The organism is Caballeronia sp. AZ1_KS37, from assembly GCF_023631165.1.
Classification (GTDB): domain Bacteria; phylum Pseudomonadota; class Gammaproteobacteria; order Burkholderiales; family Burkholderiaceae; genus Caballeronia; species Caballeronia zhejiangensis.
Genome location: NZ_JALQDP010000035.1, coordinates 49942 through 65585, shown reverse-complemented (window position 1 = coordinate 65585; position 15644 = coordinate 49942). Strand labels below are relative to the sequence as shown.

Below are 15644 nucleotides of genomic sequence, written 5' to 3'. Positions count from 1 at the left end.
GATGCTCAATCCGCAATGGCTGCGCACCTTTCTCGCGCTCGTCGACCTCGGCAACTTCACGCGCGCCGCCGAGCGGCTCGATCTGACGCAGGCCGCCGTGAGCCAGCATCTTCGTCATCTGGAAGACGAACTGGGCCTGCTCGTGATCCGCCGTCCGCGCGGCATCGAACTCACGCCGGCGGGCAGGGCGTTGATCGACTATTGCAACGAGATGGAACTGGCGGGCAAGCGTCTCGCGTCCCGGCTGTCGGATAGCGAAAGCGAAGCTGGCGAAATCGGCCTCATCACGCCGGGCAGCATCGGGCTCGTGCTGTTTCCGCTGCTGCTCGATTTGCAGCAGCAGCGTCCGGAATGGAAGATGCGTCATCGCTTCGCGCCCGATTCGGAAGTGCTCGAAGCCGTGCTGGAGAGCCGCTACGACCTCGGCATCGTCGCGTTGAAGCCCGACGATCCGCGTCTCGCGGCGAGCAAGTTCATCGAGGAGCCGCTCGAACTCGTCGTGCCCGCGAACGAAGACGTACACGAATGGAGCGATCTCGAACGGCTCGGCTTCATCGACTATCCGGAAGCGCACATGACCGCGAGCCGTCTGCTGAGCCGCCGCTTCCCGGGCAATCCAGGCGTCGCGAGCTTGCGCCGGCAAGGCTTCAGCAATCAGATCAGCCTCATACTGGAGTTCGTCGCGCGCGGACTCGGCTTCACGGTGATACCGCGTTATGCGCGCATCGCGTTCGGCCAGCCGGAAGCGATCGGCGTGGTCGAATGCGGCGCGCCGGTGATCGATACGCTGTGGCTCATCCGCCGCGCGGAATGGCCGCTGCCCGCGCGTTGCGCGCGGACCGTGGAGTATTTGCGGGAACGTGTGGGCGTTCCCACAATCAAGGCCGATTCGAAGAAGAAGCGTCGGCGCTAGTCAATGTCCCCAGCGCAGCACGAGCGGATCGAGCTTGCGCGCGACTTTCAGCAAGCCTTCGCGCACGGCAGGATGCATCGGCGCGAGCGGGTGACGCACTGCATCCGAGCGAATCACGCCGCCTTCCTTCATCAGCGTCTTGCACGCCGCGAGACCGCACTGACGGTTCTCGTAGTTGATGAGCGGAAGCCATTGCTGATACAGCTCGGCGGCTTTGTCGGAATCGCCCGCGAAGTAGGCATCGACGATCTTGCGGATGCCGTCGGGGTAGCCGCCGCCCGTCATCGCGCCGGTCGCGCCCGCGTCGAAGTCGGGCATCAGCGTGATCGCCTCTTCGCCGTCCCACGGACCGACGATCGCATCGCCGCCGAGTTCGATCAGCTCGCGCAGCTTCGATGCAGCCTGCGCCGTTTCGATCTTGAAGTACGACACATGCTCGACGTCGCGCGCGAGCTTCGCGAGAAACGACGCGGAGAGCGGCGTGCCAGCGACAGGCGCGTCCTGAATCATGATCGGAATGTCGATCGCGTTCGATACTTCGCGATAGAACTCGAGGATGCCGCGCTCGCCCACGCGAATCGTCGCGCCGTGATAAGGCGGCATGATCATGACCATTGCGGCGCCCGCGTCCTGCGCGGCGCGGCTGCGCTCCGCACAGATGCGCGAGCTGAAATGCGTCGTCGTGACGATCACCGGCACGCGGCCCGCCACATGTTCGAGCACGGTGCGCTGAACGGTGTCGCGTTCCGCATCGGATAGCGCGAACTGCTCGGAAAAGTTCGCGAGTATGCATACGCCGTGCGAGCCGGCATCGATCATGAAATCGATCGCGCGCTTCTGGCCCTCGAGATCGAGGCGGCCCTGATCGTCGAAGATGGTCGGAGCGACGGGAAAGACGCCGCGATAAACAGGTGCAGCCATTGAAGTAAGTCTCCTTTGGTTGGTCTAGATCCGGTACAGCGCGCACGCGTTGTCGAAGAATAGCGCGAGACGTTCTTCGCGCGAGCGCGCTGCGACGATCGTCTTGAAGCCGGTAAAAAGATCATCGAGCGTGACGACGAGGCTATCGACCGGAAAGTTACTCGCGAAGAGGCATCGCGCGACGCCGAAGCTTTCGATCGCATTGCGCACGATGCGTCCGTTGCGCTCGACACGCCAGCTTACGCCAGGTTCGCCGATCCCCGATATCTTGAGCCATACGTTCGGCGATCGCGCGAGCGCATCGAGCGCGGCGCGCCAAGCCGTCAGCGCTTCCTCGCTACGATCGGCGGGCAGGCCGGCATGGTTCACGATGATTTTCATCTGCGGAAAGTCGCGCGCGAGTTCTGCGGCTTCCTCGAAGTGCCACCACGGCGCCTGCAGTTCGAACATCAGGCCACTTTGCGCGAGCAACGCATAACCGCGCCGCCAGCGTTCGCAACGCATCGAGCCGGGCGCGGCGAAATCCGCGCGATGTTCCGCGCGGGGCACGGTCTTCGGTTTATGACGCACGCTGCGCACGAGCGGCATCTCGCGATAGGCGTCGATGACATCGGCGACATCGTCGCGATCGAGCCAGATCTGCGCGGCCATCGCGTTCGGCAAGCCGGTGCGTTCGTGCAGCGCCGTCGCCCAGCGCGCTTCGCCGAGCACGTCGCGCGGATCCCATTCGCCTTCCATCATCACCGTCTTCACGATGCGATGATTGCCCGCCTGCGCGAAGTAGTCGTCGGGCAGAAAGTTCTTGCAGATCGACGCGTAATCGCCGTAACGAAACGCGATGCGCCACAGATCGCGCAGCCACGGATGATAGTTGCGCGACACGTCCCAGAAGTGATGATGCGCGTCGACGATGGGCAGATCGGCGTCGTCGCCGCTTTGCAGAAAGCGTTCGCGCAATGCTTCGATGCGTTCTTGCATCATGGCGTCAGCTCACGCGGTCTTGCGCCATGCGCACGGCGATGTCGAAGGCCTTTTGCGTGGCGCCGGCATCGGCGCGGCCCTGGCCGTGGATATCGAACGCGGTGCCGTGCGCGGGCGTCGTGATCGGAACGGGCAGGCCGCCGTGCACCGTGACACCGCGCCAGAAGCCCATGAGTTTCATCGCTATCTGGCCTTGATCGTGATACATCGTGACCACGCCATCGAAGACCTTCTGATCGCGCGCGCGCACGAAGATGGTGTCGGCGGGGAAGGGGCCTTGCGCGTCATAGCCTCGCGCACGCGCTTCTTCGACGGCCGGCGCGATCACGTCGATTTCCTCGCGGCCGAACGCGCCGTTGTCGCCGTTATGCGGATTGAAGCCGCACACCGCGATGCGCGGCTTGTCCACGCCCGCGCGCTTCAGACCATCGTGAATCAGTTGCACCGCGCCGACGATGCGCTCGGGCGTGAGCTTCGCGCTCACGTCCTTCAGCGCGATATGCGAGGTCACGCGCGAGGTCCACAATTCGTCGAGCACGTTGAACTCGCAGAACGCGCCGCTATAGTCGAGCTGACGCGCGAACCATTCCATCTCGTCGTTCGTTTCCATGCCGGCCATGTGCAGCGAAGTCTTGTTGACGGGCGCGAACAGCATCGCTTGCGTGCGGTTTGCGCGCGTCATCGCAAGCGCTTGTTTGAAGGCTTCGAGGCTATAACGGCCGCCGCGTTCCGTCGATACGGCGCGCTCGTAAGGCGCATCGTCGGGCAGGCGGAAATCGATGAGCGAGGGCACGCCGGTATCGCGCGCGGCGGCCGCTTCGTTGTCGATGACTCCATACTCGAAGCGTTGCTGCGCGATCTCCATGCCTTGATCGAGTTCACGCTTGTCACCGATGATGAGCAGATCGGCGCGCGCGCGATTCTCGGGCTTCGCGATGAGACGCGCGATCAGTTCGGGACCGATGCCGGCGGGATCGCCGAGAAGCACTGCGATGCGAGGTTTCATGTCTGTATGGTCCGTTGTCGGTTATTAACGCGTGCGGCGCAGATCGATTGCGATCGAACCGAAGATATACACCAGCGCGCACGCGCCGTAAAAGTGCAGCACCGCATCGAAAGAGCCGGTGCGCTGAAGAATGAAGCCGGTGATGAGCGGAATCGAAATGCCGCCGACGCTGCCCGCGCAGTTCATGCATGCACCGAGCAGGCCCACGCGTCCCGGGCTTGCGAGCAGCGAAGGCAGGCTCCAGTAGAGACTGCCCCACATCAGCAGGAACGATGCGCCGCACAGCACGGCGACCGCGACGACGGGCGAAGTGATCGTCGGCAGCGCGGCGAATACGGCGAGCGTTGCGATGCCCGAGACCGCGATCATCGTCTTCACGACTTTACCGCGCGACAGATTCATCCCGCACAAGGCATCGCACAGGAAGCCACCGGAAAGCGAACCGAGCGCGCCCGCGAGGAAGATGAAGAAGGTCGCCGCGCCGATCTGCGAAAGGCTCAGACCGCGCGCCTGCGTCAGATAGCTCGGGCCCCACGTGAGCAAGCCGAAGAAGATCATCGCCCAGCTCATGCGGCCGACGCACATCGCGATGGTCGAGCGCAGCGGCAGCGGCGCATCGTCCTGGCTTGCGTGCATCGCCTTCGATGCGGGCGGCGCGCCGTCGTGGATATGCGCCAGTTCCGCGCCATTGACGCCGGGATGTTTCGCGGGATCGTCGCGCAGATAGCGCCATGCGAGCCATCCGCATGCGATGGTCGCAAGCCCCGCGACGACGAACGCGGTGCGCCACGAGCCGAACATGAGGATCAGGTTCGAGATCGCGAGACCGCCAATCGCGGCGCCGAGCGGCGATCCGGCATCCATCAGCACCGCGCCGCGCGCGCGTTCCTTGCGCGACAGCCACAGCGCGTTGAGCTTGCTGCCGGCGGGAAAGAGCGGTGCTTCGGCGCCGCCGAGACCCACGCGCAATAGCAACATCGACATGCCGCCGGTGGCTGCGCCCATCAGCGTCTGGAAGAGACCCCACAAGACAGTTGCACCTGCAACTACTTTGCGCGGGCCGAGTTTGTCGATGAGCCAGCCGCCCGGAATCTGCAACAGCGCGTATGACCAGAAGAAGCTCGACAGCACGAGCCCTTGCATCGCGGGCGAGAGCGCGAACTCCTTGGCGATGGTGGGCATCGCGATGGAAAGCGAGATGCGGTCGACGAGATTGATCAGCGTGATGAGGAACACCACGCCGAAGATGCGCCAGCGCACGCTCGTCGCGTGTGTGGACGAGGCGGCGTCGTGCGCCGTGTGTGCTTCGATTCTGCTTTCCATGTTCGTCTCCTGTCGCCTCGGGCTGCATGGTCCCGTGGTCGCATCGTCATTCGATGATGTTGAAGTCGCTCAGATGCTTGTCGGACAGCGTGATGCCGAGGCCCGGCGTTTCATCGGAGAGTTGCAGATAGCCGTTCTCCGGCTGCGGTTCGCCGTCGAAGATGTAATAGAAAAGCTCGTTGCCGACTTCGACATCGAACACCGGGAAGAACTCGGACATCGGGCTCGCGGTGCTCGACATCGTCAGGTGATAGTTGTGCATCTGGCCCGCGTGCGGAATGACCGGCACGGACCACGCTTCGGCCATGGCGTTGATCTTGCGCGCCGCCGTGATGCCGCCGACGCGATTCGTGTCGTATTGAATGACATCGACGGCCCGGCGTTCGAGCAGATCCTTGAAGCCATAACTCGTGAACTCGTGCTCGCCGCCGGAGATCGGCACGATGTTCATCTTCTTGAGTTCCTGATAGCCTTCGACGTCGTCGCCGATCACCGGTTCTTCGAGCCAGCGCGGATTGAATTCGGCAAGGCGCGGCAACATGCGGCGCGCGTACTCCAGCGTCCAGCCCATATAGCATTCGAGCATGATGTCGACGTCATCGCCGGCAAGCTCGCGCAACAGGCGCACTTGTTCGAGATTCTTCGCCATGCCTTTCGGACCGTCTTTCGGGCCATAGCCGAAGCGCATTTTCATCGCGGTGAAACCTTGATCGAGATAACCTTGCGCTTCGGCGAGAAACGCGTCGCGATCGTCGTTGTTATAGAGCTTCGATGCATAACACCAGATCTTCTCTTTCGTTCGGCCGCCGAGCAGCTTGAAGACGGGCTTCTTCACGGCCTTGCCCATGATGTCCCACAGCGCGATATCCATCGCCGAGATCGCCGCCATGCCGATGCCCTTGCGGCCCCAGGCGAGCGTGCGCCGATACATCTTCTGCCAGATGTATTCGTGATCGAACGGATCTTCGCCGATGGCGATAGGCGCGAGATATTCATCGACGATCTGCTTCGCGACGCGCGGCGCGAGCGCGCAATTGCCGATGCCGATGGTGCCGTCGTCGCATTCGACCTCGACGACGAGCCAGCCGTGAAAGCGGAACGAGCCCATTGCATCGCCGCGCTCGTAGAGGATATCGACGGCGTTCGTACAGAAGTGCGATTGCGGCGGAACGACCTTGCCTTTCCATTCGAAAACGCGCGCGCGGACATGCTTGATCTTCATCTTCGGTGTCTCCGTGTGGTTCGATTGATGCCGCGCGCACTGCATGATGCGAGGGTTTGCGCGGCTGTTTCGGGTAGCGCTAGTGTGCGAAACTCCGCGATAACTGACCATTGAATAATTTGAATCAGGCTATTTCCTGGAGTTATCACTCGCATGATCGCGCCCGCTTCGACCATCCGCAAACGTCTGCGCCTGCGTCATCTGCAATTGATGATGGCGCTTTCGGAAACCGAATCGCTCAGAAGCGCCGCCGACGAACTCGCGATGACGCAGCCTGCCGCGACGAAGGCGTTGAAGGAACTGGAAGACACGATCGGCGCGTCGCTGTTCGTGCGTCATGCGCGAGGCATGGAGCCGACGATCTACGGCGAAGCGGTGATGCGCTATGCGCGCGTCGTGTTCGAGGACCTCGATGAATTGCGCGATGAGCTCGCGGCGATCGAGGCGGGCGATATCGGCAAGGTGCGGATCGGCGCGGTGATGGCGCCTGCGCCTGACTTGCTGACGAAGGTGATCGTGGAGTTGAAGGAAGCGCATCCGCGCTTGCAGATCAGCGTGCAGATCGATACGAGCGATGTGCTCGTGCAGGCCTTGCAGCAGGATCAGTTGGATATTGTCGTCGGGCGCATTCCTTATGGCTTCTCAGCGCTGGATCTGACGTTCGAGACCTTGTCGGAAGAGGCGCTCGCGATCGTTGCGCGGCCGGATCATCCTTCTGTTGGTATTGCGGGCAAGCCGAAGCTCGCCGATCTCGCGAAGTATCCGTGGATCGTGCAGCCGCATCCGAGTCCGATGCGGCAGATCATCGACCAGACGTTTCGTGAGTCGCGTGTGGCGCCGCCGGTGAGTACCGTGGAGACTTCTTCGATTCTGACCACGTTGTCGCTGTTGCGGGATTCGGACATGCTGGCTGTGTTGCCTAGCTCGGTCGCGGATTATTATGCTGCGCTCGATACCATCGCTTCTTTGCCCACCCCGTTGCGGGGGCGTCTCGCGCCTTATGGGTTGATTCTCAGGAAGAACAGGCGGATTAGTCCTGCCACGCAGTTGGTGATTGAGGCTATTCGGAAGGCTTGAGGGTTTGGTGAGTATGCGGGAGGGGAGGGCCCGTAAGGGACGGGCCACGCGGCCTTAACCGCATATCAAAGATAGTAACGATTCTGTTACGGAGCGGTCGCTTGTGTCGCTTTCGCGGGTGACGAACTCGAATTGGAGGCATGCGCTCGAATTCGATCGATTGAATCGAATGACATTTTTCATGTCGACCGTTCCGTGTTCTGTGGAGCCGTCCGCAAAGTGCGCCACGCATGACAAGCCGTTGTAGTTGCTCTCGCCTAGCGTGAAGCTAATCCAATGATCGCGCAAAGTAGACGACGCCAGGTTTTGCTGCGCAGGATCCGACGATTTCGAGCTGCATTGCGCTGCGCCGAAATAGTACCCTGCGTCAGAGCCTGCTAGTACCCGGTTCACCCTACACGGACATCCGACCAAATCCCCGTCGAGAACGATTTTCGTGCCGCTGTCGAATAGGTCGCTCCCTGTACCGAATATCAGATGCCTTCCCTCGCACTTGCCGCAGGTTGCCAGGCTGCGATCCAAGGCGACTCGCTTACCGTTGTCGAAGATCGTGCCCGTACTTCTTGCTAGAACGCGCCCGCCCGTGCTCGTGTAGTCGTCGTCCCGAACTGCTGCTTTTCGCATTGGTCAACTCTCTTCGTTCGCTTGCCGCTGGCGCCGAATGGCGCTCTCGACCTCTTTCCATACGCCGCCAGCAATGCAACGATAGTAGAGCCTGCGGATTGCTAAGCTAGGGCGAGACATTTTTTTGTATGTCATCCCCTGTCTGATCTTCTCAATTATCCATTCGCGATCGAAACCCTCTTCGAGAGCTGGCGTGGTTATTGTTAGGTTGAACGAGCACGCTGGCGCAATTTCATCGAAAAAGAGTTCTTCAACTTCGCCAAGCGGATACCGTGCGGCGATCTGCAACCCCTTTGTTAGTAGCTCCACCGGAAAGGACGTGAAGAATTCAGAGAGATATTCCCAAAGAATCTCTCTGTCTTCATCTTTTATCGGAGACCCCATGATTCGAACTCTCTAATTTCGTCAATGTAGGCGTCGAAAGCCAGCTCGGTGAGCGCGGTGCCCGCGCCCATGCCGACAAGCGCGAAACCCAAAGCACATATTGGTTCGGCCGGGCCACAGACGAAGGATGTCCCGAGTCCGGCGAGAAAGGCCCCGAGCATACCACCCATGATGACGGTGCCCTGTTTCGATGTTTCGGTAATCTTGTCTTCTGATGATGCTATGGCAACTACCGCGAGCGTCGCTGTAACCAATATAGCGACGCGACCCGCCAGTGCCAGCTTCCCGGTTGCCGCAGTCACGCGGACATCGTTTCTTCCGGCCGACTGAATAACAGAGTACGCAACATTGCTTTTCTCCACGTCGGTGAGTGCCAAAAAGGACTTCTGATAGAGCCGCCGTGAGTATCGGTCTAGCGTTTCTTGCAGAGTCGGGCCGACCGGTTTCATCTTTGTTGCGTAAGCCCGGCCGACAGTCGAAGACACTTTTCGAGTCTCAATGAGTATCTGATTGCGCAAGCGGTTGCAGTAGGTTGCGCCATCGATTGCCGACATTCGTCCCGCCTCGACCTCCTGTTGAATCATGTGACTGACCCGCTGGATTCCTGCTGCGTAGCGTTGCCTAACGCGAGCGTCGGAGATCGCTTCGTTTGCGAAGGTTGCCGCAGTGCTTGCCAACGCCTCCTCCGCTTTCCTCAAGTATTCGCTTGCGTCTATCGCATGCTCGTTCTGGGTTGCAAAGGGTCCCGAAAAGGCGATTGGTGGTTCTGCGGATTGCGTTTGAATGCTCATTAGACAACATGTATTGGTGAGTCGGTGCAGTAACCCGATCTAGCGCCTACGCAGGTCGAACGGGCAAGCTTTTGGGCTTGAACTCGACGGGCGAAAACTTAAAGAAGAAGCATTTCGGGATGTACTAGGGATAACCCTTGAGCCCGAAGGACGCGAAACGGAAACGAACAAAAATCAGAATTCTGTGCGGAAAAAGGCGGGGACGTGATGCAGGAGTAGAGTACCGGCGCGTCGAAAAAGAACGGGCGACGTGATGCTCGTTCACGAAGGCCATCTGCCTCGTTTGCATTGGTCGCGAGCGCCGGGGACGTCAAAGGGACAATCTAGCGAAATATGCGAAGCTTTCCTGATTGAGGTCGATATGACGCCCAGTGGGAATTCACACGAAAAATTACCGTCGTTCTATCGCAGGCACGACGGTATCAAAGTTTCAACCAATTCGCCCTCAAACCCGCTACTCCGCAAACCCCAACTCCCTCCCAGAAGCCGCCGCACCAGCGCTATCCAACGCAATATCCGGCCGCATAAAAAACGTCATCACGATGCCAACCGCGAGCAACCCCAACGATCCAGCGAACGGCAAAGTCCAACTCCCGGTCCGATCGACGACAAACCCGAACACGATCGGCGAGAAAATCCCCGCGATAGCGGACCCCGCATTCACCAGCCCGCTGGCAATCCCGACATGTTTCGGCGTGATGTCCATCGGCACGGCCCAGATCGGGCCAATCGTCATCTCGAGAAAGAAGAACGACAGGCTCATCGAAGCAGCCATGACCGGCAGCGACTTCACGAACATCACCGGAGCGAGAAACACGAGCGCCCCGAGAAACGCGACGATGATCATGTTGCGCCGCGCCGAAACCACGCTGCCCGTGCGCTTCAGAATGCGATCGGAGATCACGCCGCCCGCCGTATTCCCGACGACGCCCGACAAGAACACGCCCGCCGAAAACAACGCCGAACTCTTCAGATCGAGCCCGCGTCCATGCATGAAGAACGTCGGCAGCCACGTGAAGAAGAGCCAGCCGGTCCAGCCATAGCAGAAGTAGACGAGCATCGTCGGCGAGATGCGCTTGAGCAGGCGTCCCCACGGCGTCGGTTCGCGCGTCTTGTCGACGGCGACCTTGTTCTCCGGCGGCAACTCCGCTTCTTCCTCCGCCGTCATATGCCGATGCTTGCGCGGATTGTCCGCGAAGTACCACGCATAAACGATCACCCACACGGCCGTCAGCGCGCCGACGAGCACGAAGGACGCACGCCACGAAGCGAACGCGACCAGCAACGCGATCAACGGCGGCGTAAGCGCGTTGCCAAGACGCGAGAACGAATGCGTGAGCCCCTGCACGAAGCCGCGCTTGCTCGCCGGATACCACTTGACGAGCGCGCGCGCCTGCGCCGGCAGCGCCGCGCCTTCGCCGACGCCGAGCAACATGCGCGCGCAGAACAGCGACGCGACGCCGCCCGCGAAACCCGTCGCGATCGTCGCGACGATCCAGATCGACGCGCACAGCACGAGCGTCGTCTTCGCGCCGAATCGATCGCTGAACCATCCGCCGATCACCTGGCAGATCGCATACGTATAGGCGAACGCGCCGAACACGAGGCCGACATCGGTATTGGTGAGATGAAGATCGTCGCGTATGAGGCCCGCCGCAGCGGACAGGTTCACGCGATCGAGGTACATGATGAACGACATCGCGCACATCAGCGCGAGCACGGAGCGGGTGACTCTGGGTCGATGCAGCATCTTCTATGTCTCCTCCGAGGCTTGTTGCGCGCTGGCTGATTCGTTGCGCGCGCTCTTTTATCGAGGACGGACCGCATGTCGATCCGACGCTCCGCAGTCTCGCGAAAACAGCGATAGCCGTCTATTGAATTCGCCTCATGAGGTGATTACCGGCGGTTATGGCTCGGCAAAAGACAAACGGCTCGCGTCCCGAAGGATCGCGAGCCGTGCATCATCGAGACGCGAAAGGGCGTCAGGCCGTCGCGCGCATGCCTTCATCGTGAAGACGGAAGGTCTCCACCGCCGTGCGCAATGCGCCCGCCTGATCTTCCAGCGATTGCGCAGCCGCCGCCGCTTCCTCGACGAGCGCCGCGTTCTGTTGCGTCACTTCATCCATCTGCGTGACGGCGCGCGCCACTTGCTCGATGCCGCTGCTTTGCTCTTCCGACGCCGCCGCGATCTCGCCCATGATGTCGGTCACACGCTGCACCGCCGTGCTGATCTCCGTCATCGTGCGGCCGGCTTCATCGACGAGCGCGGCGCCCGATTGCACGCGCTCGACGGAGTTGTCGATCAGCTCCTTGATCTCTTTCGCCGCCGCCGACGAACGCTGTGCGAGCGAGCGCACTTCCCCAGCGACGACCGCGAAGCCGCGGCCTTCTTCACCGGCGCGCGCCGCTTCGACGGCTGCGTTCAACGCGAGAATGTTCGTCTGGAACGCAATGCCTTCGATGATCGTGATGATGTCCGCGATCTTCGACGAGCTATGGTTGATCTCGCCCATCGTCGTCACAACCTGCGACACGACATGGCTGCCCTTGCCCGCGATCTCCGACGCATTCGCAGCAAGCACGCTCGCCTGGCGCGCGTTGTCGGCGTTCTGCTTGACCGTGCCGGTCAGCTGATCCATGCTCGACGCGGTTTCCTGAAGCGCCGACGCCTGTTCTTCGGTGCGCGACGAAAGATCCACATTGCCCGCCGCGATCTGCTTGGTTGCGGACGCAATCGACTCACTGCCGCCGCGCACAGTGCGCACCGTATCGATGAGGCTCGATTGCATCGTCGCGAGACCGCGCAACAACTGGCCCATTTCGTCGTTCGACGTCACTTTCACGTTGCTGCGCAAATCGCCGCTCGCGATCGCATCGAACTGCGCAAGCGCCACATCGAGCGGACGCGAAATGCGACGGCGCAGCGACACCCACGAATAGAACGAAGCGGCGATGCCCACGAGGATCGCGATGATCGACGCCATGCGGAACATGCCGAAGACTTGCTGGCCGTTGTCATAGGCGGCTTTCGCCTGATCGAATTGCAGCTTGCGCAGCGAGATGCCCGTCTTCGCCAGCTCGTTGAACGAGACCTGCATCGCGTTCGCATCGGCGACGATCTTCGCCTGATCCTGCGCGCGTATATCGGCATAGCCTTCGTCGAGCAGCTTCTGCACTGCGAGACGCTGCGCGCCGAACTTCTCGGCGAGCACTTTCTCTTCCGGGCCCTGCGGCAATCCGGAGTACTTCGTCCAGGCTTCGTCGGAAGACTTGCGCATCAACGCGCCGCGTCCGATCGCTTCTTCCGCCGCGGGCGTGCCCACGTTCAGCGCCGCCCGATCGAAGGAGAGACGCTCGCGCGCCACGAACATTTCCGCATTGCCGACCGATACCGCGCTCGGCATTTCATTCGTGAAGAGGTCGTGCGTGACCGTGTTGGACTGAGTCATGCCGATCAGTCCGACCATGCCGACCGCGATCAGAAGTGCGCTCAGAAGCATCATGGCCAAGGCCAGTCGGCCTTTGATTGTGGAAAACATAGCTCTCTCAAGGTGGCTGCATCGCAAGGGCGCGTGCGCGAGCGGTGACGGCGATGCTTCGTCTGCCGCGCCGCCGATGAGTGCATCGGCTGATCTGTATAACGACCGCAGCGCAAAGTCCTTTAGAAAACGTTTAAATGATGTTTTAGCACGGTCATGCGAAAAAGCCTTGTTTCAAGGGTTTTGCCGGATCGAACCGGGAATCGACGGCGCATTGCGAGCGATTGTTCACATCGGCCCGGACCGACGACTAAACTTCATGCGAACTCACGAAGAGGCCACAGCGCATGTCCGCCGATGCACCGCATCTTCGTATCGCCAGCGAGATCAAGCTCTGGCCGCTCGCGCACGCGACGATCGCGCTGCTGCCTTTCGTCGCGCTTGCGCTCGCCACCGGCAACGCGCTATGGATGAAGGCGTCGCTGCTCGCGATCGCCACGACCATCGCGCAAGACCAGCTCGCGTTGAGACCGCCTGGCGTCGTCGCGCACGGACTCGCGGTCATCGCCGGGACGTATCTGCTGCTGCTTGCCGAACTCGTGCCGGCGTTCTTCGTCGTTGCGTGCATGACGCTCGCGGCGTGCGTGATTCTGCTGGCATCGCGCGGGTCGAAACTTCGCACGGTCGGCAACTGGACTTTCATTCCTGTGCTCATTCTCGCGAACGAACTGCACGGCGGACGCACCGTCGATGCGTTGTTGCACGCCGCGCCCGCCTGGTTGCCTTATCTCCTTGCCGCGCTCGTGCCAGCGATGTTGTCGGCGCATATGCGCTCGCGTGGCAAGCCCGCGTCACGCTGGTCCAATCTCGATGATTTCGGCGAACGCGCGCCCTTCGGCGAAGACCTCGCGGCGATGCTCGCAAGCGTCGGCATTGCCGCGATGATGGTCGTGTACGCGCACATGGATCACGCGAACTGGGTGATCTGGGGCGCGGCGAGCATCGTCACCGGTTCGGTCGATACGGCGCGCACGAAGCTGCGGAACCGCGCGTGGGGCGTGATCGCGGGCGTGCCGATCGGCATCGTGCTCGGGCGCTTCGTCGTGCCGCATTCGGGCATGGCCGTCACGCTCGCGACGCTCGCCGCGTTCCTCACGCTCGTCGCATTTCAGCGCTATATCGTCGGATACTTCTTTCGCTGCATGTTCGTTGCGCTTGCAATCATGCTGGCGAATCAGTCCGCCGCCGATGCGTTCGAGCGGCTCACGCATGTGCTCGCGGGCGGAGTCATCGGCATCGTGTGCGTGCTGGGCGCGCATGTGCTGGCGCGTCGCATGTCGCGTTGAATGTCCGCGGATCGAAGACGAAGCGCGTCGCCTTCACGATCGCGAGCCACATGCCGATGAACGCCGCCATCGCGCGCAACCATGCGCGGCGGCACATCGGCGTGAAGGCGGGCGATGACATCCAGCCGCCGGGCATCGGCCACTCGCTCATCGGTGACATCGGCATGTGCATCGCATGAATCGCGATCACGCTCGCCACGACGACGAGCGCGATGATCGCGACGAAGCGGCTGCTCTCTCGTTCGATGTTCATGATGTCCTTCCTGCCAAGGCACGTCGAGTACGGTGTTAGATTAGTCGCGGGCGTGCACGGCAAAGGAGTGACAAGTGTGTCGGGATTCGCATGGATTCGCTGATCACGGCGGCGGCGCGCGCGCTCGCGGCGGGTGATCCGCTCGGCGCGCTGAATCGCATCGCGTTGCGCGAGGATGCGAATGCGCTCGCGTTGCGCGGCATCGCGATGGCGCAGCTCGGCGACTTCGTTCGGGCGCGCACGCTCGTCAAAAGCGCGGCGTGCGCGTTCGGCGCGAAAGAGGCGCTGGCGCGTTCGCGCTGCATCGTTGCGGAAGCGGAAATCGCGCTCGCATCGCGCGATCTCGCGTGGCCCGCGAAGGCGCTCGATCAGGCGCGCGCGATTCTCGAAGCGCACGGCGATCACGTCAACGCCGCGCACGCGCGCTACCTCGAAGTGCGGCGCGCGCTTCTCATCGGACGGATCGACGATGCGCAACGCATGCTCGTCGAGTTGGATCATGCGACGCTGCCCGCTGCATCGCGGGCCGCGCATGAACTCATCGATGCGGGCATCGCGATGCGCCGTCTGCAGACCGACGCGGCGCGCGCGGCGCTGGAACGCGCGACGCTCGCCGCGCGTGAGGCTGCGATTCCCGCGCTCGCCGCCGAAGTCGACAGCGCGTGGCGCATCCTCAACGCGCCCGCCGCGCGTCTCATCGCGCAGGGCGAAGAGCGGCTGCTCCGGCTCGATGAAGTCGAAGCGCTGTTCGCATCGAATGCCTTCGTCGTCGATGCGTGCCGTCTTTGCGTGCGCGAAAACGGCACGTCGATGTCGCTCGCGACGCGCCCCGTGCTCTTCACGCTCGCGCGCATGCTCGCGCAAGCGTGGCCCGGCGATGTGCCTCGCGACGCGCTGATCCTGCGCGCGTTTCGCATTCGTGAAGCGGACGAAACGCATCGCGCGCGCTTGCGCGTCGAGATGGGCCGGCTGCGCACGATGCTGCGCGCACACGCGAACATCGATGCGACGCCGCGCGGCTTCGTGCTGAAGCCGCGTCACGCGCGCGACGTTGCGGTGCTCGCGTTGCCCGTCGAAGACGAACATGCGCCGCTGCTCGCGTTTCTCGCCGATGGCGAATCGTGGTCCAGCTCCGCGCTCGCCATTGCGCTTGGCGCGAGTCAGCGCACGGTGCAGCGATCGCTCGATGCGCTCGCCGCGAGCGGCAAGGTGCAATCATTCGGTCGCGGCCGTGCGCGCCGCTGGACCACGCCGCCGATGCCCGGATTCGCGACGGCCTTGTTACTCCCCGTCGATCTCGCGAGTGATTAGCATGAAGCCATCG

At 62.1% G+C, this 15644-nt stretch carries 15 protein-coding genes; 4 read left to right on the top strand and 11 right to left on the bottom strand.

Annotated features, from left to right (window positions below):
- Position 1: 1 nt before the first annotated feature.
- Positions 2 to 913: a LysR family transcriptional regulator gene (locus NCS00_RS23400; RefSeq protein ID WP_250441198.1), complete on the top strand. Its 912-nt coding sequence runs from the start codon at positions 2 to 4 to the stop codon at positions 911 to 913.
- On the opposite strand, the gene NCS00_RS23395 is transcribed toward NCS00_RS23400, so the two are convergent.
- From NCS00_RS23395 to NCS00_RS23375, 5 genes are read right to left on the bottom strand one after another with little or no spacing between them, the layout of a single operon-like run.
- A complete protein-coding gene (locus tag NCS00_RS23395; RefSeq protein WP_250441109.1) occupies positions 914 to 1834 on the bottom strand; it encodes a dihydrodipicolinate synthase family protein in 921 nt (306 codons plus the stop codon).
- 24 nt (positions 1835 to 1858) lie between these two features.
- Entirely contained in the window at positions 1859 to 2815 is a 957-nt protein-coding gene (locus NCS00_RS23390) for an amidohydrolase family protein (RefSeq protein ID WP_250441108.1), read from the bottom strand.
- Positions 2816 to 2819: 4 nt separating this feature from the next.
- Complete coding sequence (locus tag NCS00_RS23385; RefSeq protein WP_008348602.1) at positions 2820 to 3821, bottom strand: 4-hydroxythreonine-4-phosphate dehydrogenase PdxA; 1002 nt, start codon at positions 3819 to 3821, stop codon at positions 2820 to 2822.
- Between the two features lie 24 nt (positions 3822 to 3845).
- Positions 3846 to 5144: an MFS transporter gene (locus tag NCS00_RS23380; RefSeq protein ID WP_175981250.1), complete on the bottom strand. Its 1299-nt coding sequence runs from the start codon at positions 5142 to 5144 to the stop codon at positions 3846 to 3848.
- Between the two features lie 46 nt (positions 5145 to 5190).
- On the bottom strand, positions 5191 to 6366 hold the full coding sequence (locus NCS00_RS23375; RefSeq protein ID WP_250441107.1) for an L-rhamnonate dehydratase: 1176 nt from the start codon (positions 6364 to 6366) through the stop codon (positions 5191 to 5193).
- Positions 6367 to 6519: 153 nt separating this feature from the next.
- Between NCS00_RS23375 and NCS00_RS23370 the strand changes: the two genes are divergently transcribed.
- Complete coding sequence (locus NCS00_RS23370) at positions 6520 to 7443, top strand: LysR family transcriptional regulator (RefSeq protein ID WP_008348596.1); 924 nt, start codon at positions 6520 to 6522, stop codon at positions 7441 to 7443.
- A gap of 54 nt (positions 7444 to 7497) precedes the next feature.
- On the opposite strand, the gene NCS00_RS23365 is transcribed toward NCS00_RS23370, so the two are convergent.
- The 5 genes from NCS00_RS23365 to NCS00_RS23345 form a co-directional block, all read right to left on the bottom strand.
- Positions 7498 to 8067, bottom strand: coding sequence for a PAAR domain-containing protein (locus tag NCS00_RS23365; protein ID WP_250441106.1), 570 nt, complete (start codon positions 8065 to 8067; stop codon positions 7498 to 7500).
- Positions 8068 to 8070: 3 nt separating this feature from the next.
- Positions 8071 to 8451, bottom strand: coding sequence for a DUF7079 family protein (locus NCS00_RS23360; protein WP_250441105.1), 381 nt, complete (start codon positions 8449 to 8451; stop codon positions 8071 to 8073).
- Entirely contained in the window at positions 8436 to 9242 is an 807-nt protein-coding gene (locus NCS00_RS23355; RefSeq protein WP_250441104.1) for a hypothetical protein, read from the bottom strand. The genes NCS00_RS23360 and NCS00_RS23355 overlap by 16 nt, the downstream gene beginning before the upstream one ends.
- A gap of 454 nt (positions 9243 to 9696) precedes the next feature.
- A complete protein-coding gene (locus tag NCS00_RS23350; RefSeq protein WP_250441103.1) occupies positions 9697 to 10992 on the bottom strand; it encodes an MFS transporter in 1296 nt (431 codons plus the stop codon).
- Between the two features lie 232 nt (positions 10993 to 11224).
- Positions 11225 to 12781 (bottom strand): methyl-accepting chemotaxis protein, encoded by a 1557-nt coding sequence (locus NCS00_RS23345; RefSeq protein ID WP_284504422.1) that lies wholly within the window; start codon positions 12779 to 12781, stop codon positions 11225 to 11227.
- Positions 12782 to 13068: 287 nt separating this feature from the next.
- On the opposite strand from NCS00_RS23345, the gene NCS00_RS23340 reads away from it, so the two are divergent.
- Positions 13069 to 14067: an FUSC family protein gene (locus tag NCS00_RS23340; RefSeq protein ID WP_175981236.1), complete on the top strand. Its 999-nt coding sequence runs from the start codon at positions 13069 to 13071 to the stop codon at positions 14065 to 14067.
- Here the strand turns inward: NCS00_RS23340 and NCS00_RS23335 are convergent.
- Positions 14009 to 14320, bottom strand: coding sequence for a hypothetical protein (locus NCS00_RS23335; protein ID WP_250441101.1), 312 nt, complete (start codon positions 14318 to 14320; stop codon positions 14009 to 14011). The genes NCS00_RS23340 and NCS00_RS23335 overlap by 59 nt on opposite strands.
- Positions 14321 to 14410: 90 nt before the next feature.
- Between NCS00_RS23335 and NCS00_RS23330 the strand changes: the two genes are divergently transcribed.
- Positions 14411 to 15631, top strand: coding sequence for a helix-turn-helix domain-containing protein (locus tag NCS00_RS23330; protein WP_250441100.1), 1221 nt, complete (start codon positions 14411 to 14413; stop codon positions 15629 to 15631).
- Positions 15632 to 15644 lie beyond the last annotated feature (13 nt).

Coding starts and splice junctions, on each gene's coding strand:
- NCS00_RS23395 (WP_250441109.1), bottom strand. CDS start 1,834: ATGGCTGCACCTGTTTATCGCGGCGTCTTTCCCGTCGCTCCGACCATC.
- NCS00_RS23375 (WP_250441107.1), bottom strand. CDS start 6,366: ATGAAGATCAAGCATGTCCGCGCGCGCGTTTTCGAATGGAAAGGCAAG.
- NCS00_RS23345 (WP_284504422.1), bottom strand. CDS start 12,781: ATGTTTTCCACAATCAAAGGCCGACTGGCCTTGGCCATGATGCTTCTG.
- NCS00_RS23335 (WP_250441101.1), bottom strand. CDS start 14,320: ATGAACATCGAACGAGAGAGCAGCCGCTTCGTCGCGATCATCGCGCTC.
- NCS00_RS23390 (WP_250441108.1), bottom strand. CDS start 2,815: ATGATGCAAGAACGCATCGAAGCATTGCGCGAACGCTTTCTGCAAAGC.
- NCS00_RS23400 (WP_250441198.1), top strand. CDS start 2: ATGCTCAATCCGCAATGGCTGCGCACCTTTCTCGCGCTCGTCGACCTC.
- NCS00_RS23355 (WP_250441104.1), bottom strand. CDS start 9,242: ATGAGCATTCAAACGCAATCCGCAGAACCACCAATCGCCTTTTCGGGA.
- NCS00_RS23380 (WP_175981250.1), bottom strand. CDS start 5,144: ATGGAAAGCAGAATCGAAGCACACACGGCGCACGACGCCGCCTCGTCC.
- NCS00_RS23370 (WP_008348596.1), top strand. CDS start 6,520: ATGATCGCGCCCGCTTCGACCATCCGCAAACGTCTGCGCCTGCGTCAT.
- NCS00_RS23340 (WP_175981236.1), top strand. CDS start 13,069: ATGTCCGCCGATGCACCGCATCTTCGTATCGCCAGCGAGATCAAGCTC.
- NCS00_RS23365 (WP_250441106.1), bottom strand. CDS start 8,067: ATGCGAAAAGCAGCAGTTCGGGACGACGACTACACGAGCACGGGCGGG.
- NCS00_RS23385 (WP_008348602.1), bottom strand. CDS start 3,821: ATGAAACCTCGCATCGCAGTGCTTCTCGGCGATCCCGCCGGCATCGGT.
- NCS00_RS23350 (WP_250441103.1), bottom strand. CDS start 10,992: ATGCTGCATCGACCCAGAGTCACCCGCTCCGTGCTCGCGCTGATGTGC.
- NCS00_RS23360 (WP_250441105.1), bottom strand. CDS start 8,451: ATGGGGTCTCCGATAAAAGATGAAGACAGAGAGATTCTTTGGGAATAT.
- NCS00_RS23330 (WP_250441100.1), top strand. CDS start 14,411: ATGGATTCGCTGATCACGGCGGCGGCGCGCGCGCTCGCGGCGGGTGAT.